The sequence below is a fragment of the Micromonospora sp. URMC 103 genome, assembly GCF_051386435.1.
GTDB lineage: Bacteria > Actinomycetota > Actinomycetes > Mycobacteriales > Micromonosporaceae > Micromonospora.
The window spans coordinates 536,959-557,131 of sequence record NZ_JBPQTR010000004.1; the positions used below are offsets into that span (position 1 = coordinate 536,959).

General features: G+C 74.0%; 19 protein-coding genes. 9 read left to right on the plus strand and 10 right to left on the minus strand.

Features of this window, described 5'->3' with window-relative positions:
- Positions 1–63 precede the first annotated feature (63 nt).
- Together ACSNOA_RS06100 and ACSNOA_RS06105 are read right to left on the minus strand one after the other, a co-directional pair.
- Complete coding sequence (locus tag ACSNOA_RS06100) at positions 64–867, minus strand: SGNH/GDSL hydrolase family protein (protein WP_436656945.1); 804 nt, start codon at positions 865–867, stop codon at positions 64–66.
- Positions 864–1,916, minus strand: a complete 1,053-nt coding sequence (locus ACSNOA_RS06105; RefSeq protein WP_436656946.1) for an SGNH/GDSL hydrolase family protein — start codon at positions 1,914–1,916, stop codon at positions 864–866. The genes ACSNOA_RS06100 and ACSNOA_RS06105 overlap by 4 nt, the downstream gene beginning before the upstream one ends.
- Before the next feature lie 179 nt (positions 1,917–2,095).
- On the opposite strand from ACSNOA_RS06105, the gene ACSNOA_RS06110 reads away from it, so the two are divergent.
- Together ACSNOA_RS06110 and ACSNOA_RS06115 are read left to right on the plus strand one after the other, a co-directional pair.
- A complete protein-coding gene (locus ACSNOA_RS06110; RefSeq protein ID WP_436656947.1) occupies positions 2,096–2,452 on the plus strand; it encodes a YkvA family protein in 357 nt (118 codons plus the stop codon).
- A gap of 76 nt (positions 2,453–2,528) precedes the next feature.
- The gene (locus tag ACSNOA_RS06115; RefSeq protein ID WP_436658332.1) at positions 2,529–3,899 is read left to right on the plus strand and encodes a cystathionine beta-synthase; all 1,371 of its coding nucleotides are present in this window, start codon (positions 2,529–2,531) and stop codon (positions 3,897–3,899) included.
- A 39-nt stretch (positions 3,900–3,938) separates the two neighbouring features.
- Here the strand turns inward: ACSNOA_RS06115 and ACSNOA_RS06120 are convergent, their stop codons facing one another.
- The 6 genes from ACSNOA_RS06120 to ACSNOA_RS06145 form a co-directional block, all read right to left on the minus strand.
- Positions 3,939–4,895, minus strand: a complete 957-nt coding sequence (locus ACSNOA_RS06120; RefSeq protein WP_436656948.1) for a S1C family serine protease — start codon at positions 4,893–4,895, stop codon at positions 3,939–3,941.
- A 210-nt stretch (positions 4,896–5,105) separates the two neighbouring features.
- Entirely contained in the window at positions 5,106–5,615 is a 510-nt protein-coding gene (locus tag ACSNOA_RS06125) for an N-acetyltransferase family protein (protein WP_436656949.1), read from the minus strand.
- Positions 5,612–6,541, minus strand: a complete 930-nt coding sequence (locus ACSNOA_RS06130) for a ribonuclease Z (protein WP_436656950.1) — start codon at positions 6,539–6,541, stop codon at positions 5,612–5,614. The genes ACSNOA_RS06125 and ACSNOA_RS06130 overlap by 4 nt, the downstream gene beginning before the upstream one ends.
- Positions 6,542–6,979: 438 nt before the next feature.
- On the minus strand, positions 6,980–7,342 hold the full coding sequence (locus ACSNOA_RS06135) for a YciI family protein (RefSeq protein ID WP_436656951.1): 363 nt from the start codon (positions 7,340–7,342) through the stop codon (positions 6,980–6,982).
- 139 nt (positions 7,343–7,481) lie between these two features.
- Entirely contained in the window at positions 7,482–8,153 is a 672-nt protein-coding gene (gene msrA / locus ACSNOA_RS06140) for a peptide-methionine (S)-S-oxide reductase MsrA (protein ID WP_436656952.1), read from the minus strand.
- 110 nt (positions 8,154–8,263) lie between these two features.
- On the minus strand, positions 8,264–8,683 hold the full coding sequence (locus tag ACSNOA_RS06145; protein WP_436656953.1) for an HIT family protein: 420 nt from the start codon (positions 8,681–8,683) through the stop codon (positions 8,264–8,266).
- 206 nt (positions 8,684–8,889) lie between these two features.
- On the opposite strand from ACSNOA_RS06145, the gene ACSNOA_RS06150 reads away from it, so the two are divergent.
- The 3 genes from ACSNOA_RS06150 to ilvA all read left to right on the plus strand — a co-directional run bounded on the left by ACSNOA_RS06150 (position 8,890) and on the right by ilvA (position 12,761).
- The gene (locus ACSNOA_RS06150) at positions 8,890–10,032 is read left to right on the plus strand and encodes a cystathionine gamma-synthase (RefSeq protein WP_436656954.1); all 1,143 of its coding nucleotides are present in this window, start codon (positions 8,890–8,892) and stop codon (positions 10,030–10,032) included.
- 16 nt (positions 10,033–10,048) lie between these two features.
- Positions 10,049–11,458, plus strand: a complete 1,410-nt coding sequence (locus ACSNOA_RS06155; RefSeq protein ID WP_436656955.1) for an amidase — start codon at positions 10,049–10,051, stop codon at positions 11,456–11,458.
- Positions 11,459–11,540: 82 nt separating this feature from the next.
- A complete protein-coding gene (gene ilvA / locus ACSNOA_RS06160) occupies positions 11,541–12,761 on the plus strand; it encodes a threonine ammonia-lyase (protein WP_436656956.1) in 1,221 nt (406 codons plus the stop codon).
- A gap of 70 nt (positions 12,762–12,831) precedes the next feature.
- On the opposite strand, the gene greA is transcribed toward ilvA, so the two are convergent.
- Together greA and ACSNOA_RS06170 are read right to left on the minus strand one after the other, a co-directional pair.
- Complete coding sequence (greA, locus tag ACSNOA_RS06165) at positions 12,832–13,329, minus strand: transcription elongation factor GreA (RefSeq protein WP_436656957.1); 498 nt, start codon at positions 13,327–13,329, stop codon at positions 12,832–12,834.
- A gap of 153 nt (positions 13,330–13,482) precedes the next feature.
- Positions 13,483–13,920, minus strand: a complete 438-nt coding sequence (locus tag ACSNOA_RS06170; protein WP_436656958.1) for a DUF4307 domain-containing protein — start codon at positions 13,918–13,920, stop codon at positions 13,483–13,485.
- A 198-nt stretch (positions 13,921–14,118) separates the two neighbouring features.
- Here ACSNOA_RS06170 and mca point away from each other — a divergent pair, with 198 nt between their 5' ends.
- The 4 genes from mca to ACSNOA_RS06190 all read left to right on the plus strand — a co-directional run bounded on the left by mca (position 14,119) and on the right by ACSNOA_RS06190 (position 20,146).
- Positions 14,119–15,003, plus strand: coding sequence for a mycothiol conjugate amidase Mca (gene mca / locus ACSNOA_RS06175; RefSeq protein ID WP_436656959.1), 885 nt, complete (start codon positions 14,119–14,121; stop codon positions 15,001–15,003).
- Between the two features lie 48 nt (positions 15,004–15,051).
- The gene (locus tag ACSNOA_RS06180) at positions 15,052–15,345 is read left to right on the plus strand and encodes a hypothetical protein (RefSeq protein WP_436656960.1); all 294 of its coding nucleotides are present in this window, start codon (positions 15,052–15,054) and stop codon (positions 15,343–15,345) included.
- A 179-nt stretch (positions 15,346–15,524) separates the two neighbouring features.
- Complete coding sequence (locus ACSNOA_RS06185) at positions 15,525–18,053, plus strand: putative bifunctional diguanylate cyclase/phosphodiesterase (protein WP_436656961.1); 2,529 nt, start codon at positions 15,525–15,527, stop codon at positions 18,051–18,053.
- Positions 18,054–18,103: 50 nt separating this feature from the next.
- The gene (locus ACSNOA_RS06190) at positions 18,104–20,146 is read left to right on the plus strand and encodes a thioredoxin domain-containing protein (RefSeq protein ID WP_436656962.1); all 2,043 of its coding nucleotides are present in this window, start codon (positions 18,104–18,106) and stop codon (positions 20,144–20,146) included.
- Positions 20,147–20,173 lie beyond the last annotated feature (27 nt).

Consider the following 20,173-nt stretch of genomic DNA (forward strand, 5'->3'; position numbering starts at 1 on the left):
GGCGCGGAAGTCGCGGGCACGCCGGGAAATGTCACTCCCGATCGCGCAGTGCGGGACGACGTTTCAGTGGCGCGACGCGACGGCCGCCGCGGCGGCGACCGCGGGCAGCAGCGCGTGCGCCCACACCCGGTAGCCGTCGGCCGAGGGGTGGTAGCCGTCGTGGCAGAGGGTGCCGGCGTCGGCCCGGAACACCGGACCCGTCTCCGTGGCCAGGTCGACCACCGACCCGCCGGCGTCGAGCACGGCGGCCGTCTGCGCGCGGGCGACGCGTCGACCGGACCAGCCGACCACCTGCCGCAGCGGGGGTGCGATGGCGCGTACGGCGCCGAGGTCGGGGCAGGTGCCCACCACGACCTCGACCCCCGCGTCCCGCAGCCGGTGCACGGCCGCGGCCAGGTAGGCCGCCGCGTCGGCGGGACGGCGCAGCCCGGTGGCGTCGTTCGCCCCGATGAGGATCAGCGCCACGTCGGGCCGCTCGCCGAGCAGGGCGCGCGCCACCTGCGTGGCGAGGTCCGTCGAGCGGGAGCCGGAGACCCCGACGCTCGACAGGTGCACGAGCCGGCCGTTGGGACCCTCGGCGAGCAGGTTGGCGAGCTGCCCGCCGATCGTGTCGTCGAGCCGGTCGACCCCGACACCGAGGGCGGACGAGTCGCCGAGCAGGACCAGCCGCACCGGCGGCGCGCCGACCCGGCCGACCGTGGCGCGCAGGGCCAGACCGAGCTCGGGCTGGGCGTAACGCCGGTGCCGCGCGAGGAACGCCTGACCGGCGAGGACGGCAGCGCCGCCCACCGTGCCGGCGACGAGGGTGAGCGCCGTCGCCCGGCCGAGCCGGCCGGCGACCCTCGTGGCGATGTCGTGCTCGCTCATGCCAGTCCCTCCACAGTGGGTGAGTCGGCGGCCGGACCGGGTTGCGGCACGGCGCCCACGCCGAAGAAGGCCCGCCGGCGCAACTGCGCCCACCGGCCGGCCGGCCCGCGGTCGCGGCCCCGTACCTGGGCACCGCTGACCTCCGTGCCGGCGTGCCGGGCCGCCTCCTGGGCCGCGTCCGGCAGTGACCGTACGCCCCCCGCGAGGGTGGGCGCTGCCCGCCGTTCCTGCCCGGCGCCGAGCGCGGACAGCACGGTGGGCAGCATGGCGGCCGCGGCCACCGCGTAGCCCTCGGCCGAGGGGTGGAACCGGTCCCAGGCGAACATGCGCGCCGGCTCGGCCGCGAACCGGGGGCCGAGCAGGTCACCGAGGGAGACGGTCCACCCGCCGGCCTCGACCACGGCGATCGTCTGGGCGGCGGCGAGCTGACGGCTCCAGCGCCGGGCCAGCCACCGCAGCGGCGGTTGGATGGGCTGGATGGCCCCGAGGTCCGGGCAGGTGCCCACGACGACCTCGCAGCCGGCGGCGCGCAGGGTGCGGACCGCCTCGACCAGGTAGCGCACGGCGAGCGCGGGCGGCGTGCGGTTGGTGACGTCGTTGCCGCCGATGAAGACCACCGCGATGTCGGGGCGGCAGTCCAGTGCCGCCTCCACCTGGTGCTTCAGGCCGGCCGAGATGGCGCCCACCACGGCGAAGCGGTGCAGGCGCACGGGCCGCTGGGTGCGGCGGGACAGGCCGGTGGCCAGCAGGGCGCCCGGTGTCTCCCGGCGGCGGTGCACCCCGTAGCCGGCCGCGGACGAGTCACCGAGCACGACCATGGTGAGCGGCGGCCCCGGAAACTTCGCCCCGTAGACGCCGTCGCAGCGCGGCGGGGGCGCCTCGGCCAGGGGGATGGTGCGGCGGGCCTGACGGGCCTGGCCGAGCAGCACTCCGGCGGTGGCCACGGCGGCCGCCGCGGTGGCGCCCGTGCCGATCGCCGCCAGGCGGGCGACCTGCCGCGCGCGCTGCCAACGCGGACCCACCGGTGCGACGGAACCAGCCACCCCCATGCTCCGACAGTATCGCGCGGGCCCGACGGGCCGCTGTCGTCGTACCGGCTGACGGCGGCCTGACGGACGACCGTTCTGGGTACCGGAGACTGTGGCGGCCCGACGCGACCGGGCCCGCCGGCCGGGCTCCGGCCGGCTTGCGTACGGACGCCACGCTGACCCCCGGAGAGGAGCCCGAGATGGCGAAGACACTGAAGCGGAGCGCGGCGTTCACGGCCCTGGCCCGGGCGCTGGCCGCCGGGGCGCGCGGAGGCCCCACGCTCGGCGCGCGGCTGGCCGCGCTGCCCCGGATGATCCGCGCGACCGCCCGCGGCGAGTACGACGGCGGCCTCCGGCTGGCCCTGATGACCGCGGCGACCGCCTACATCGTCTCGCCCGTGGACCTGCTGCCCGAGATCCCACTGGCGATCTTCGGGCTGGCCGACGACGCCGTCATGGTCACCTGGCTGGCCGGCAGCGTGCTGGCCGAGACCGAGCGATTCCTGGAGTGGGAAGCACGGCGTAGCCAGACGATCCCGGGGCGTGTGGTGCCCTGACGGCACGTACCCTGGGCGCTGGGAATCCGTCCAGCCGCCCGGCGTCGCCGGCGTCGAGGAGAAGGACACAACGAAGGTGCAGTACTACGACAACGTCGTCGAGATGATCGGGAACACTCCGCTCGTGCGGCTGCGCAACGTCACCGAGGGCATCCAGGCCACGGTGCTCGCGAAGGTGGAGTACCTGAACCCGGGCGGCTCGGTCAAGGACCGCATCGCGCTGCGCATGGTGGAGGACGCCGAGGCGGCCGGGATCCTGAAGCCGGGCGGCACGATCGTCGAGCCGACCAGCGGCAACACCGGCGTCGGGCTGGCCCTCGTCGCCCAGCTCAAGGGTTACCGCTGCGTCTTCGTGTGCCCCGACAAGGTCAGCCAGGACAAGCAGGACGTGCTGCGGGCGTACGGTGCCGAGGTGGTGGTTTGCCCGACCGCGGTCGCGCCGGAGGACCCGCGCTCCTACTACAACGTCTCCAACCGGCTGGCGAGCGAGATCCCGGGCGCGTGGAAGCCCGACCAGTACAGCAACCCGGCCAACCCGCGCTCGCACTACGAGACCACCGGGCCCGAGCTGTGGAAGCAGACCGAGGGCCGGCTCACCCACTTCGTGACGGGCGTGGGCACCGGCGGCACGATCTCCGGCATCGGCCGCTACCTGAAGGAAGCCTCCGGCGGCCGGGTGCGCGTCGTGGGCGCCGACCCGGAGGGCTCGGTCTACTCCGGGGGCACCGGCCGTCCGTACCTCGTCGAGGGCGTCGGCGAGGACTTCTGGCCGGAGACGTACGACCGGGGCATCGCCGACGAGATCGTCGAGGTCTCCGACAAGGCGTCGTTCGAGATGACCCGGCGGCTGGCCCGCGAGGAGGGGCTGCTGGTCGGCGGCTCCTGCGGCATGGCCGTGGTGGCCGCCCTCGAGGTGGCCCGCAAGGCCGGCCCCGACGACGTGGTCGTGGTGCTGCTGCCCGACGGCGGCCGGGGCTACCTGTCCAAGATCTTCAACGACCAGTGGATGGCCCGGTACGGCTTCCTCGACAACTCCGGCACCGAGCCCACCGTGGCCGACGCCCTGTCGAGCAAGCCGGGCGGCCTGCCCGAACTGGTGCACGTGCACCCCACCGAGACGGTCCGCGACGCGATCGACTACATGCGCGAGTACGGCGTCTCCCAGCTCCCGGTGCTCAAGGCAGAGCCGCCGGTGGTCACCGGCGAGGTGGCCGGCTCCATCGCGGAGAAGGACCTGCTGGACGCGCTCTTCACCGGCCAGGCGCACCTGCACGACACCATCGAGCGGCACATGGCCGCGCCGCTGCCGATGATCGGCGGCGGGCAGCCGGTGAGCGAGGCGGTGGGGCTGCTGGAGAAGTCCGACGCCGCCCTCGTGCTTGTCGACGGCAAGCCGAAGGGCGTGCTCACCCGTCAGGACCTGCTCGCCCACCTCGGCGCCCGCTGATCCGACGACGCCGCCGGAGGCGACCTCCGGCGGCGTCGCTCAGCGGCCCAGCTCTGTCGGCACCGCCACCACGTCCACGAACGCGCCCTTGCGCAGCACCGTCACCGGCAGGCGGCTGCCGATCGCCGGGCCCAGCATGAGCCGTTGCAGGCCCTGGCCGTCGCCGATCGGCCGCCCACCCGCGGAGAGGATCACGTCGCCCAGGTAGATGCCGGCCGTTCCGGCCGGGCTGCCGGGTACGACCTCCACGACGCGCAGGCCGCGCCGCTGGCCCGTACGCGCCGTCACCTCGGGCGGCAGCGGCACCGGCACCCCGGCCACACCCAGCCAGGCCCGGCGGACCCGACCGTCGGTGGTGAGGTCGTCGATGATCTGCCGGGTGGTGCTGTTGATCGGCACCGCGAGCCCGAGCCCGTACCCGGCGACCGCCGTGTTCACGCCGATCACCCGGCCGGCCGAGTCCGCCAGCGCCCCGCCCGAGTTGCCCGGGTTCAGCGCGGCGTCGGTCTGGATGACGTCCTCGATGAGCCGCGTCACCCGGCCGTCGCGGGCCGGCAGCGAGCGGCCCAGGCCGGAGACGACACCGGCGGTCACGGAGCCCGCCAACCCCATGGGGTTGCCGACGGCGACCACCAGTTGGCCGATCCGCAGCCCGTCCGCGTCGCCCAGCTCGACGGGCGGCACCGTGGTCTCGTCGACGCGGAGCACGGCGAGGTCCGACAGCGGGTCGGCGCCGACCACCCGGAACCGGGCCTCGGTGCCGTCCCCGAACGTCGCGACGCCGTCCCGCGCGCCCTGCACCACGTGTGCGCTGGTCAGGAGGAGGCCGTCGGTGCCCACGGTGACCGCGGAGCCGGCGCCGGCCCCGCGCGCGGTCCGCACCGACAGAGCGGCCACGCTGGGCAGCACCCGGGCCGCCACGGTCGTGACCACCTGGGAGTACGCGTCCAGAGCGGCGGCCTCGGCCCGCTCCGGCGCGGTGTGCTCGGTGTCCATGACACTGGCAACGCCTCCGGATCGACGGCCATGCCCGGCGGGCCTCCGCTCAGAGCGAACGCCGGCCGGTGGCGCAAGATCCGCGCAACTTCCCTGAACTAGTGGCATCGAGGGGCGACGGAGGCCACTACGTCCCGAAAGTTGCGCGGATCTTGGTGTCGAGCGCGCGCCTGCGTGCGGCACTGGTTCCGGCGTGCCAGCCCCGCCGGCCTAGAGCGGGCGGGCGTAGCGGAGCTGGACCGTGACCACGGAGCCGATCAGGTCCTCCCGCTCGGTCCCCGTCGGCGTCCAACCGCCCCGCTCGTAGAAGCGCCGAGCGGACACGTTGCCCGTGAGGACCCACAGCGCGGCGCGCCGCCAGCCCCGCTTCCGCATGCCGTTCAGCGCGTCGATCATCAGCTCGCGTCCCGTCCCGCGGCCCCGCTCGGCCGGGTCGAGGTGGATGGCGTTCAGCAGCCCGGTGGCCGGGTCGCCCTCGTCGTCCGGGCCCACGTAGGTGAAGCCGACCAGCTCACCGTCCCGTTCGGCGACGGTCATGAGGTGGTCGTCGCGCTCCCAGCCCCACCGCTCGACCCAGTAACGGCCCATCGCGTCGGGAGTCGGCTCGACGAGCGCCTCGGGCGGCAGGAAGGGCGAGTACGTGGCCACGCGGGAGCGCTGGTGAAGCGCGCCGACCGCCATCAGGTCCTCGGCGGTGGCCGGACGGAGCGTGATCGTCACCCGGCCGAGGCTACCCGCCGTGGCGGAACCTGAACGGTCATCAGGTCCTCGGCGATCACCAGGTCGCCGTCGAAGTGCGCCCGGGCCTCGTCGAGGAACCGGCGCGGGTCGGCGTACCGCTGGGAGAAGTGGGTGAGCACGAGCCGGCGTACGCCCGACTCGGCCGCCACCCGCGCGGCCTGGCCCGCCGTGAGGTGGCCGACCTCGGCGGCGAGCGCGGCCTCCGACTCGAGGAACGTCGACTCGACGACCAGCAGGTCGGCGTGTTCGGCGAGGGCGTACACCGCGTCGCAGAGGCCGGTGTCCATCACGAAGGCGAACCGCTGCCCCGGACGGGGGACGCTCACCTCGTCCCGGGTGACGCGGCGGCCGTCGAGGTCGAGGTGGCCGGCGCGGATCAGCTCCCCGACAGCGGGACCGGAGATGCCGTACGCGGCCAGCTTCTCCGGCAGCATCCGGCAGCCGTCCGGCTCGACGAGGCGGTAGCCGTACGTCTCGATGGGGTGCCGCAGCCGGCGGGCCTCCAGGGTGCCGCAGCGCAGCGCGATCCGCTGCCCGTCGGCGTCGATCGGCTCGACGCGCAGCTCGGCCGTCTCGTAGAAGCTCGTGGCGTGCCGCAGGCGGGCGAAGAACTCCGCGCCACCGGCCGGGAAGTGCACGGCCACCGGGTGCGGCACCCGGTCCAGGGAGAGCCGTTGGATGGTGCCGGGCAGGCCGAGGCAGTGGTCGCCGTGGAAGTGGGTGACGCAGATCCGGGTCAGGTCCGTCGCGGTGACCGTGGTGTGCAGGAGCTGCCGCTGGCTGCCCTCGCCCGGGTCGAAGAGGATCACCTCGTCGTCCCAGCGCAGCACGTACCCGTTGTGGTTGCGCTGCCGGGTCGGCGCCTGGCTGGCCGTCCCGAGCACCACCAGCTCGCGCATCGACACGGGGGCCTCCGGCGGGTCGTCCGGCTCGGGCCGGAACAGAAAGCGACCCCCGGGGTTTCCGCGCTCGCGCGCGGGCCGGCTGGACTGTGGCCGGCACCCCGGGGGTCGGGTGGCTGTCGTGGATTCGCCGCACCGCTGCCACACGGTCTCGACGATGGTGCCTGAGCCCGCCTCGCGGCGGACGGTTCTACTGTCGAGGACAGCGGCTAGCGGACAGCCACCTCACGAGTCCGATTGCTATACAAGTCTGGACCACCTCCTTTCCCGTGTACCGCCACGCTATCCACTCGCCGAGGGGCCCGGCAACGGATTTCGATCACACGGCGGTGGGAATGCGGTGCCGCCCGCGGCGCGGGGCCACGGGCGGCGGGCGCTGACCGGGTCGCTCAGCCGGCCGTGCGGGCCACGCCCACCGGGCAGCTCAGCCCGTCTCTTCACTCACTCATCACCGGATTGGGGGCCGCGGCCGAACCGTCGGACCTCCTGGGGCCAGCCGCATGCTTCCGCGAGCTTGCCGGCCCACATCCGGGCCGTCTCCTCATCGGCCACGTCCACCACGGTCAGCCCGCCCAGCCACTCCTTGGTTTCGGCGTAGGGCCCGTCGGCGAACATCAACGTGCCGCTCGTGGCGTCGGCACTGAAGACGGGGCCGTCCTCCTCCAGGCCCCCGGCGAACACGTACGCCCCGGCCGCCTTGATCTCGTCCACGACCGCCCTGGCGAGTGGCCCGCGCTCGCGGAACCACTCCGCAGTGTGGTCACCCACCCACTGCTGGTTGAAGTAGATGAGGTACTCGGCCATGTCCGCTCCTTCGTCTCGGCAGACCTTCGTCTGCCCCCACCTCTGCTACGAACGGCGCCGGGCGGATACGACACCTCAGGCGGCAGATCTCCACCTCGATGTAGGCGGGGGAGCGGTGGACCGGCTCTGTCCGAGCGATCTAGTGAAGGTCGGACGGCACCCGGGCCACGCCCACCGGGCAGCTCAGCCCGTTGGGGCCGTGGTTGCAGTACCCGTTGGGGTTCTTCGTGGGCGCCAGGTACTGCTGGTGGTAGTCCTCGGCCAGGTAGTACGAGCCCAGCCGGTCGATCTCGGTGGTGATCTCACCCTTGCCGGCGCGGGCCACGATCGGCGCGAACGCGTCACGGGAGGCGATCGCGGTGGCCAGCTGCTCGTCGGTGGTCGCGTAGATCGCCGACCGGTACTGCGTACCCACGTCGTTGCCCTGGCGCATGCCCTGGGTCGGGTCGTGGTTCTCCCAGAAGACCTTCAGCAGGTCCTCGTAGCTGATCTTGGAGGGGTCGTAGACCACCTGGACGGCCTCGGCGTGCCCGGTCATCCCCGAGCAGACCTCCTCGTACGTCGGGTTCGGCGTGTAGCCGCCCGCGTAGCCCGCCGAGGTGGTGATCACGCCGGGCAGGGTCCAGAACAGCCGCTCGGCTCCCCAGAAACACCCCATGCCGAAGACGGCCACCTGGCTGCCCTCGGGGAACGGGCCCTTCAGGGGGGTGCCCAGCACCTCGTGCCGGTCGGCGACCGGCATCGCGATCGGGCGGCCCGGCAGGGCCTGGTCGGGGGAGATCATCTCGGCCTTCATGCGGCGAAGGAACACGGTGGGACTCCTCTCGTGGCTTTCCCAGCCTGTGCAACACCGCCGGGTGCCCCATCCTTACCCGCTGGGCCCCGGCTCAGGCGGGCGCGCGGCTCAGCCGGGCGTGCGGCTCAGGCGGGCGCGAGCGCGGCGGTGACCCGGGCCGCGAACTCCTGCGCCTCGGCGTCGTCGGCGTAGCGGGTGCGGGGCCAGAAGAAGCCGCGCAGGCCGTCGCCCTTCGTCCGCGGGACGACGTGGGTGTGCAGGTGTGGCACCGACTGGGATACCTTGTTGTTCATCGCCACGAAGGTCCCACCGGCGCCCAGACCGGCCTCGACCGCCACGGCGAGCCGCTGCACCAGGCCGAAGTAGCCGGGCAGGGACGCCGGCGGCAGGTCGGCGAGCGTCACGAGGTGGGTGCGCGGCACCACCAGGACGTGGCCCTTGAACACGGGCCGGGTGTCGAGGAAGGCGACTCCGTCCGGCTCGTCGGCCACCCGGAACGCGGGCACCTCACCCGCCACGATCCCGCAGAACACACACCCGGCCACCCGACCAGGCTATGTCGAGCCCGCGGCCGCCGCGCGCCGCCCCGGCCGGGGCCCCTGCTTGATCCACACCGGATCCCGGATGTGGCGGCATCCCGCGCGTCCGGACACCGCCACATCGGCGAATCGGAGTCGATCAAGCAGCGCGCCGACGTGACGCACCCCGGGTTGCGCCCGGTCGGCGGGGGTCGCGGACTAACGTCACGGGAATGAGTCACGGCTTCGAGACGCTCGCCATCCACGCCGGCCAGGACCCCGAGGCCCGCACCGGCGCGGTGATCCCACCCATCTTCCAGACCAGCACGTACGCGCAGGACGCCGTCGGCGCGCCGCGGCTCGGCTACGAGTACAGCCGATCCGGCAACCCGACCCGGGACGCGCTCCAGGAGTGCCTGGCGGCGCTGGAGGGCGGGCCGGTCGGCCTGGCCTTCGCCAGCGGGCTCGCGGCCGAGGACACCCTGCTGCGTACCGTCTGCAAGCCCGGCGACCACGTGGTCATCCCGGACGACGCGTACGGCGGCACCTACCGGCTCTTCGCCCGGGTGGTGGAGCGGTGGGGCCTGGAGTTCACCCCGGCCAAGGTCTCCGACCCGGCCGCGATCCGGGCCGCGATCCGCCCGGGCAGCACGAAGATCGTCTGGGTCGAGACGCCGACCAACCCGCTGCTCGGCATCGCCGACATCGCGGCCCTGGCCGCCGTGGCGCACGACGCGGGCGCCCTGCTCGTGGTGGACAACACCTTCGCCTCGCCGTACCTCCAGCAGCCGCTCGCGCTGGGCGCGGACGTGGTGGTGCACTCGACGACCAAGTACATCGGCGGCCACTCCGACGTGGTCGGCGGGGCGCTGATCGCCGCCGACGCGGGCCTCGGTGAGGAGCTGCGCTACCACCAGAACGCCATGGGCGCGATCAACGGCCCGTTCGACGCCTGGCTCACCCTCCGCGGCATCAAGACCCTGGGCGTACGGATGGACCGGCACTGCGACAACGCCGAGCGGCTGGCCGCGTACCTCGACGGGCACGCGAAGGTGTCCCAGGTGATCTACCCGGGCCTGCCGTCGCACCCGGGCCACGAGGTGGCGGCGAAGCAGATGCGCCGGTTCGGCGGCATGATCTCGTTCCGCGCCGCGGGCGGCGAGGAGCACGCCGTGGAGATCTGCAACCGGGCCACGCTCTTCGTGCTCGCCGAGTCCCTCGGCGGCGTGGAATCCCTGATCGAGCACCCCGGCCGGATGACACACGCAAGCGCTGCGGGCTCACCGCTTGAAGTTCCCGCCGATCTCGTGCGACTGTCTGTCGGCATCGAGACGGTCGACGACCTGCTCGCCGATCTGGAGCAGGCGCTGGGCTGACCGCTGGCTGGGGAGGGTGGCCGTGCAGGACATCATGCCGACCTGGGTCGGGGCGACCGCCAAGCAGATCGCCCGGGGCGTACGCCGCGGCGACGTCTCCGCCACCCAGGTCGTCGCGGACCACCTCGACCACATCGCCCGGGCCGACGCCGACCTCGCCGCGTTCCGCACGGTACGCGGCGGGGAGGCGATCACCGAGGCGGAGAAGGTCGACGAGCAGGAGGACCTCGCCAACCTCCCGCTGGCCGGTGTGCCGGTGGCGGTGAAGGAGAACACGCCCGTCGCCGGCCTGCCCACCTGGAACGGCTCCGCCGCGGTGCGTACGCCGGTGGCCGAGGCCGACCACGAGGTGGTCCGCCGGCTGCGCGGCGCCGGCGCGGTGATCATGGGAGTGACCCGGATGCCGGAACTCGGCCTCTGGGGTCTCACCGACGACGACACCGGCGTGACCCGCAACCCGTGGGACCTCCGCCGCACCCCGGGCGGCTCCTCGGGCGGCGCGGCGGCCGCGGTGGCCGCCGGGCTGGTGCCGATCGCCCACGGCAACGACGGTCTCGGCTCGATCCGCATTCCGGCCGCCTGCTGCGGGCTCATCGGGCTCAAGCCGGGCCGGGGCGTGGTGCCGTGCCAACTCGGCGCCGACGACTGGTTCGGCCTCACCGAGCACGGGATGCTCAGCACCACGGTCGCGGACGCGGCCGTGGGCTTCTCGGTGCTGGCCGGGCGCCGCCCGGAGAAGCTGGTGCCCCCGCAGCGGCTGCGGGTCGGCGTCTCCCTCCGCTCGCCGGTGCGCGGCGTGTCGCCCGACGCGCCCAACCGCGACGCGGTCGCCGCCGCGGGCCGGCTGCTCGCCGCCGCCGGCCACGACACGGTGCCGGCCGACCCGGTCTACCCGACCCGCCTGGGGCTGCAGGGGATCGCCACCTGGTTCGCGGCGGCGGCCGCGGACGTCGCGGCGGCCGGCATCGACCGGCGCACCCTGCAACGGCGCAGCCGCCGGCACGTCGCGCTCGGCGAGTGGGCGCAGCGACGGGGGTACGTGCGGGAGGCCGACCGGCTCGCGTGGCGGGACCGCTCCGTCGGCTTCTTCTCCGACCACTCCGTGGACCTGCTGCTCACCCCGGCGCTGGCGGGCCGGCCGCCGGAGGCGGCCGGCTGGTCGACGCGCTCCTGGCGGGCCAACATGGCGGCCAACATCCGGTACGCCCCGTACGCGGCGCCGTGGAACATCGCGGGCTTGCCGTCCATCGTGGTGCCGGTCGGGCGGCGCCCCGACGGCCTCCCGGTCGCCGCGCAGCTGGTCGGGCCGCCCGGCTCGGAGCTGCTGCTGCTCGGTGTGGCCGGCCAGTTCGAGATGGCCGCCCCGTGGTCCCGGCACGCGCCCGGCTATCCGCGCGTCGGCACGGGGTCGCCCGCCGTGGCGTGATCCGCTGGCGGCCCGGGCGACCCAACCCCGGTCCCGGGGCGTCGCCGCCGGGCGTCACCGGGGCTGGTGGCACGATCGGGGCATGACGGATCTGGTCGGTCTCGCCGACGTACAGGCCGCGCGGGAGCTGCTCGCCGGCGTCACCCGGACCACCCCGCTGGAGCCCTCCCGGCCGCTCAGCGCGGCCCTCGGCGGGCCGACGTGGCTCAAGTGCGAGAACCTCCAGCGCGCCGGCTCGTACAAGGTGCGCGGCGCGTACGTGCGGATCTCCCGGCTGTCGGAGGAGGAGCGGGCGCGCGGTGTGGTGGCGGCGAGCGCCGGCAACCACGCCCAGGGGGTGGCGCTCGCCGCGGGCCTGGTCGGCACTCACGCCACGGTCTTCATGCCGGTGAACGCGCCGCTGCCGAAGGTCGCCGCCACCAAGGGGTACGGCGCGCAGGTCGAGCTGGTCGGCAACACGGTCGACGAGTCGTTGGTGGCGGCGCAGACCTTCGCCGAGCGGACCGGGGCCGTCCTGATCCATCCCTTCGACCACCGGGACGTGATCGCCGGGCAGGGCACCGTGGCGCTGGAGATCCTCGAGCAGTGCCCGGAGGTGAAGACGATCATCACGGGTGTGGGCGGCGGCGGGCTCGTCTCCGGTATCGCGGTGGCGGCCAAGGCGCTGCGCCCGGACGTCCGGGTCATCGGCGTCCAGGCGGTGGGGGCGGCCGCGTACCCGCCGTCGCTGCTCGCGGGGGAACCGGTGCGACTGCCCGCGTTCACCACCATCGCCGACGGCATCGCGGTCGGCCGGCCGGGTGACCTCACGTTCACCCACGTGCGCAAGCTGGTGGACGAGGTGGTCACCGTCTCCGAGGAGGACATCTCCCGGGCGCTGCTCATGCTGCTGGAGCGCGGCAAGCAGGTGGTGGAGCCGGCCGGCGCGGTCGGCGTGGCGGCGCTGCTGGCCGGGGTCGTGGAGGTGGAGGCACCGGTCGTGGCGGTGCTCTCCGGCGGCAACATCGACCCGCTGCTGATGCTGCGTGTGATCGAGCACGGTCTCGCGGCGGCCGGCCGCTACCTGCGCTTCACGGTGCGCTGCTCGGACCGGCCCGGCCAGCTCGCCTCGCTGCTCGGCGAGATCGCGGAGCACCGGGCGAACGTCGTGGACGTGGTGCACCAGCGGGCCCACCCGCACCTGCACCTCGGCGAGGTCGAGGTGGCGCTCTCGGTCGAGACGCGCGGTGTGGAGCACTCGGACACGCTCATCAGCGCCCTGCGGGCGAGTGGCTATCAGGTGGTTTTCGCGGGCGAGGCGTGACACCGGGCGGTGCCACGCCTCGCGCGGAACGACAGGGGTGCGGGCCGCGGGCGGACCGCAGCGATCGGGCTCAGCCGGAGAACGGCTCGAAGCTGACCACGGTCACCTTGATGTCGGCGCCGCTCGGCGCCGTGTAGGTGCAGGTCTGCCCCGCCCGGCCGCCCAGGATGGCCTTGCCGAGCGCCGACTCGGGGCTGTAGACGGTCATGTCGGTGGTGGATGCGATCTCGCGGGAACCGAGCAGGAAGGTCTCGGTGTCGTCCTTGTCGTCGTCGAAGTAGATCGTCACCACCATGCCGGGCGCGACCGCGTCGGCGGACGGCGCCTCGCCGACCTTGGCCGTGCGCAGCAGTTCCTGGAGGTAGCGGATGCGCCCCTCGGCCTTGCCCTGCTCCTCGCGGGCGGCGTGGTAGCCGCCGTTCTCCCGCAGGTCGCCCTCCTCGCGCCGCGCGTTGATCTCGGCGGCGATGACCGGCCGGTTGGCGATGTGCTCGTCGAGCTCGGCCTTGAGTCGGTCGTAAGCGTCCTGCGACAGCCAGGTGGCGGGCGCCTCGTTGCCAGTGGACACAGGCGGTCTCCTCAGTTGTGCGTGGCTGGCTGACAGGTGAACTTCCAAATTACCAGTGCGGTACGACACGAGGTGGCGACGATCACCAGGAGTGCCGGCCCCGGTACGGGTGACGCCGGGCCGGGGCTCCCTGCTCCGGGTGGGTCGCGCGCGTCAGGCCGGGGGCCGGCAGCGCAGCACCTCGCCGATGAAGGGCCGGCCCGTCGTCGTCAGCCGATGCTGCGCGGTGACGTGCCGCTCGCCGGGCGCCGCCGACACGGTGACCTGCTCCCGGGCCACCTCGCTGCCGGCGCGGTCCCGGGCACGGAGCAGGCAGACCGCCGACCCGCCGGAGGGCACGGTCACCCGGAAGTCGACCCGTACCTGGGTGTCCGTGATGTCCGTGTACGTGATGACCTGGACGTCGTAGTTCGGATCGCCGTACTGCCGGTAGAGGCGGACCGCGATCAGACTGAGCGCGGCCAGCAGGACGACCAGCGCCGCCGCGGCGATCACCTTCGGGCGGCGCCGGCCCGACTCTCGGCGGCGGCCGTACCGCCCGGGCGGGAAGACGGGCGCTCCCGAGGGAATTGTGGCGTGCGTCTCGCTCACCGGCGGGTATCTCCTGGCGTTGTTGTCGGCGGCATCGGCAAGAATGGCTCTGTCCATTCTCCCAGCCCGGCTCCGTGCCAATCATGGCAGGTCGGCCGACGGAGGTGACCGTCCGGCCGATCAGCGGGCGGGAGGATTCCGGCAGGTCAGCGGCCCGTGGCGGGCCGCCCCGGCCGACCCAGACGAGGAGTGCCGAAGTTGGCAGAACAGCTACGCCTCATGGCCGTCCACGCGCACCCGGACGACGAATCCAGCAAGGGCGCCGCCACCATGGCGAAGTACGTCGCGGAGGGCGTGGAGGTCCTCGTCGTGACGTGCACCGGGGGCGAGCGCGGCAGCGTGCTCAACCCGAAGCTCGACCGGCCCGACGTGTGGGCCAACATCGCGGAGATCCGCCGCGGCGAGATGGACGCCGCGCGCGCGATCCTCGGCGTCGAGCAGGCCTGGCTCGGCTTCGTCGACTCCGGGCTCCCGGAGGGCGACCCGCTGCCCCCGCTGCCCGAGGGGTGCTTCGCCCTGCAGGACGTCGACGTGGCCGCCGGCCCGCTGGTGCGGCTCATGCGTGAGTTCCGCCCGCACGTGGTGACCACGTACGACGAGCGGGGCGGCTACCCCCACCCCGACCACATCATGTGCCACAAGGTCACCGTGGCGGCCTTCGACGCGGCCGGCGACCCGGAGCGCCACGCCGACCTCGGCGAGCCCTGGCAGCCGCTCAAGCTCTACTACGACGTGGGCTTCTCCAAGGGCAAGATCATGGCGCTGCACGAGGCGATGCTCGCGGCGGGGCTCGAGTCGCCCTACCTCGACTGGCTCAAGCGCTGGGAGGAGAACCCGGACGAGGTGCGCCCGGAGGTCACCACGCGGGTGGAGTGCGCGCAGTACTTCCCGGTCCGCGACGACGCGCTGCGCGCCCACGCCACCCAGGTCGACCCGGACGGCTTCTGGTTCCGGGTGCCCATGGAGGTCCAGCAGCGCGCCTGGCCGACCGAGGACTTCCACCTGGCCCGTTCGCTGGTCGACAGTCCGCTGCCCGAGTCGGACCTCTTCGCCGGGGTACGCGAGACGGCCCGTGCCCGCTGACCCGATCCGGCGCTACGCTGGTCAGGACCCGCACTTCGGAGGAATGCCATGCTGACCGCTGCCCAGGTGCTCGCGGAGAACAACTTCGGGGACACCCGCACGGGTGGCCTGGCCGGCCCGATGGGCCTGTTCCTCATCCTGGTGCTGAGCGCCGCGACCGTTCTGCTCATCCGCAACATGAACTCCCGGCTGCGACGGCTGCCCGACCGGTTCCCCGCACAGGGGCGGCCGGGCGAGCCGGGTCGGACGGACGCGGTCGTCGCCGATCCGACAGACGGGACCGGCCGACAGGATTCATCCCCGGAATCTCCCACCGGCCCCCAGCAGCACCGGAACGGGTAGTCCCCGCGTGATTCACGCCGAACCCCACCGCCGACCCCTGTTGCGGCCATCGGGTTTGGCTTAGCCTTCCGCCGGGGGGACCAAAAGTCCCCGAGCCGTGCGCGGGAGGGGGCGCCGATGACCACTACAGCAGCGGCTGCCCGTCGCACGGCCGACCGGCCGGCCCACGGAGCGGGTCGGTGACCTCCGGCAGGGCCGACGAGCAGGCCGACCGGCTGGGGTTGCGCGGCACTCCGCCACGCGTGCTCGTGCTCACCGCCGCGGTCACCGTGACGGCCCTCGTCGCCTCCGCCGTCGGGTTGAGCCTCCCCTCGGGGCTGCCCGCCGACGACGCGATCCCCGCCCCGGTCCGCTACGGCATCGCGGTCGCCGTCCTGGGCGTGGCCCAGCTGGCCCGGCTGCGGTTCCGCGCCGGCGCCGGCATGGTCAGCATCACGTGGGGCGAGGCCGCCCTGATCATCTGCCTGCACCTGGCGCCGGCCGGCTGGCTGCCCTCGGCCACCCTGCTCGGCGCCGGGCTCGCCTGGTCGGCGCTCTCCGCGTTCGGCGAGCGCCGGCCGGTACTGGAGATCGTGCGCATCGCGGCGTCGCTGTCCGCCGCGTCCGCGCTCGCCGTGGCGGTCACCACGGCCGTCGGGCGGCCCTTGCTGGCCGCCCCCACCCCCGCGCTGGCCGCCGCCGTGGTCGCCGGATCGGTGACGTACCTGCTGGTCACCGCCTGGCTCAGCGGCGTCACGCTGGGCGTACGCAGCGGCGTGCCGATCGGGCCGCCCGTGCTCGCGGCGCTGCGGGGCAAGCTGCTGATGTTCGTGGGCAACGTGGCGGTGGGCCTCGTCGTGGTCACGCTGCTGGAGATCGACCCGCGCTGGCTGCTGCTGCTCCCGCCTCCGCTCTGGCTGCTCCAGCAGACCTACCGGCAGCGGCTGCGGGCCGACCAGGAGCGCCGCACCTGGCGGAGCTTCGCCGAGGCGACCGCCGCGCTCAACCAGCTCGACGAGCGGGGCGTCGCGGGCGCCGCCGTGAGCGGGGCGCTCGCCCTGTTCCACGCGGAACTCGTGGACGTCGACGTGGCCCGCGGTGACGGGCGCTGGCAGCGCTACCGCGGTGACGCCGCGGGCGGCCTCGTCGAGCGGGAGGTCACCGGGTCGCCGCCCGCGGAGCCCGACGAGCACGAACTCGTACGCCCGCTCACGGTCGGCAGCGTGTCCGTCGGCCGGCTGCGGGTGCGCTTTCCCCGGTCGGCGCCCCCGAACGGGCGGGAGCGGGACGCCATGGCCGCGTTCGGGGACGCCCTCGCCGCGGCGCTGCACGACGCGGCGACGCACCGCGAGCTGCGGATGGTCACGGCCCGGTCGTCGTACGAGGCGGTGCACGACCCGCTCACCGGTCTGATCAACCGGGCAGCCATGCTCAGCAAGGGCGACCAGGCGCTGCGGCAGCTCGCCCACGACCACCCCGTGGCGTTGCTGCTGCTCGACATCGACCAGTTCAAGGAGGTCAACGACACCCTCGGGCACGCGGCCGGTGACCAGCTGCTCCGGCTGGCCGCCAACCGGCTCGGCACGATGGCGCGCTCGGGTGACCTGCTGGGCCGGCTCGGCGGCGACGAGTTCGCGCTGCTGCTGACGTCGGTCCCGGTGATCGGCGACCGGGCCGCGCCGACGGCGTACGCGCTGCGCCAGGCCCGCGAGATCGCCGAGCGGCTCGCGGCGCCGACCGAGGTGGCCGGGGTGCGGATGTCCGTCGAGGTCTCCGTCGGCGTGGTGGTGGCCGACGCCGGCACCGCCGACCTGACCGAGCTGCTGCGCCGGGCCGACATCGCCATGTACCAGGCCAAGGAGGGCGGCGGGAACGTCGCCGCGTACGACAGCACCCGGGACGCGGCGAGCACCGACCAGCTGGCCCTGCTGGCCGAGCTGCGCGAGGCGCTCGAGGTGGACGACCAGCTCGTCCTGGCGTTGCAGCCGGCCGTCGACCTGGCCACCGGCGCCCCCACCGGCGTGGAGGCGCTCATCCGCTGGCGGCACCCGCGGCGCGGCTGGCTCGGCCCCGTCGACTTCATCCGGCCCGTGGAGAACAGCGAGCAGCTCGGCACGTTCACCCGGTACGTGCTCGACAAGGCGCTCGCGGTCGCCGCCGGCTGGGCCCGCGAGGGGCTCGACATCCCGATCTCGGTCAACCTCTCGGCGCGCAGCCTGCTCGACCCGCGCCTGCCCGGCGAGATCGGCGAGGCGCTGCGTCGCCACCAGGTGCCGGCGCACCGGCTTGTGCTCGAGATCACCGAGACGGTGGTGATGAGCGAGCTGGAGGTCATCGACGAGGTGCTGGCCACGCTCCGGTCGATGGGCGTGCAGCTCGCGGTGGACGACTTCGGCACCGGCTTCTCGTCGTTGACCTTCCTCACCCGGATCGCCGTCGACGAGCTGAAGGTGGACCGCTCGTTCGTGCTCAAGATGGCGGACTCGCCGGAGGCGGCTGCGATCGTCCGGACCACCGTGGGTCTCGCGCAGGAGCTGGGGCTGCGGGTGGTGGCCGAGGGCGTGGAGACCGCCGAGCAGCGCAGCGCCCTGGCCGAGCTGGGCTGCACGGCCGCCCAGGGCTACCACTTCTTCAAGCCCATGCCGGCCGACAAGATCGGCGCCGTCCTCGGCACCCTCCTGGACGAGGCGCGCCCCAACGTCTTCCCGCTGCGCGCCGACGGCGCCTGAAGATCGCCGCGACTCCAGCGGGCGTCCCCGGGGGTGGTTATGGTCGTCGGGTGAACCGACTCGCCGACGCCACGAGCCCGTACCTGCTCCAGCACGCCGACAATCCGGTCGACTGGTGGCCGTGGTGCGAGGAGGCGTTCGCCGAGGCGCGGCGGCGTGATGTGCCCGTCATCATCTCCGTCGGGTACGCCGCCTGCCACTGGTGCCACGTCATGGCGCACGAATCGTTCGAGGACGAGTCGGTCGCCGCGCTCATGAACGGCGACTTCGTCTCGATCAAGGTGGACCGGGAGGAGCGCCCCGACGTCGACGCCGTCTACATGACGGCCACCCAGGCCATGACCGGCCAGGGCGGCTGGCCGATGACCGTCTTCGCCGCCCCGGACGGCACCCCCTTCTTCTGCGGCACCTACTTCCCGAAGCCGAACTTCGTCCGGCTGCTCCAGTCGGTCACCACCGCGTGGCGGGACCAGCGGGACGACGTGCTGCGCCAGGGCGCCGCCGTGGTGGAGGCCATCGGTGGAGCCCAGGCCGTCGGCGGCCCCACCGCGCCGCTGGAGGCCCCGTTGCTCGACGCGGCGGCCGAGCAGCTCGCCAGCGAGTACGACGAGAGGAACGGGGGCTTCGGCGGCGCCCCGAAGTTCCCGCCGCACATGAACCTGCTCTTCCTGCTGCGGCACCACCAGCGCACCGGCTCGGCCCGGAGCCTGGAGATCGTCCGGCACACCTGCGAGGCCATGGCCCGGGGCGGCATCTACGACCAGCTCGCCGGCGGTTTCGCCCGCTATTCCGTGGACGCGCACTGGACCGTGCCGCACTTCGAGAAGATGCTCTACGACAACGCGCTGCTGCTGCGGACGTACACCCAGCTCTGGCGCCTGACCGGCGACCGGCTGGCCCGGCGCGTGGCCCGGGACACCGCACGGTTCCTCGCCGACGAGCTGCACCGGGCCGGCGAGGGCTTCGCCTCCGCGCTGGACGCCGACACCCAGGGCGTCGAGGGCCTCACCTACGTGTGGACCCCGGCCCAGCTCGTGGAGGCGCTCGGCGAGGAGGACGGCCGGTGGGCCGCCGACCTGTTCGAGGTGACCGACTCCGGCACCTTCGAGCACGGCACCAGCGTGCTGCGACTGGCCCGGGACGTCGACGACGCCGACCCGGAGATCCGGGCCCGCTGGCAGGCCGTCGTCGCCCGGCTGCTGGCCGCGCGGGACACCCGGCCGCAGCCGGCCCGGGACGACAAGGTGGTGGCCGCCTGGAACGGGCTGGCGATCACCGCGATCGCCGAGTTCCAGCAGGTGGCCGCGAGCTGCGCGAGCGCGGACGACGAGGACGCCAACCTCATGGACGGCGTCCTCATCGTGAGCGACGGCGCGATGCGCGACGCCGCCGAGCACCTGGCCAGCAGGCACATCGTGGACGGGCGGCTGCGCCGGGTCTCCCGCGACGGCGTGGTCGGCGAGCCGGCCGGCGTCCTGGAGGACTACGGCAGCGTGGCCGAGGCGTTCTGCGCGATGCACCAGCTCACGGGCGAGGGGCGGTGGCTGGACCTGGCCGGGCGGCTGCTCGACGTCGCGTTGGAGCGGTTCGCCGCGCCGGGCGGGGGCTTCTACGACACGGCCGACGACGCCGAGCGGCTGGTCGCCCGGCCCGCGGACCCCACCGACAACGCCACGCCGTCCGGCCGTTCGGCGCTCGTCGCCGCGCTCGTGACGTACGCGGCGCTCACCGGCGAGACCCGGTACCGGGAGGCGGCCGAGGCGGCCCTGGGCACCGTCGCGCCGATCGTGGGCCGGCACGCCCGCTTCACCGGGTACGCGGCGACCGTCGGCGAGGCGCTGCTGTCCGGGCCGTACGAGATCGCCGTGGTGACCGACCAGCCGGCCGGCAAGCCGCTGCTCGCCGCCGCGCACCGGCACGCCCCGCCCGGGGCGGTGGTCGTGGCGGGCCGGTCCGACCAGCCGGGGGTGCCGCTGCTCGCCGACCGGCCGATGGTCGACGGGCGGCCCACGGCGTACGCCTGCCGGGGTTTCGTCTGCGACCGCCCGGTCACCGACGTGGTGGATCTGGTCGCCCAGCTTGGTGGCCGGTAACGGGCGCGGTCGGCCGCCCCGATAGGC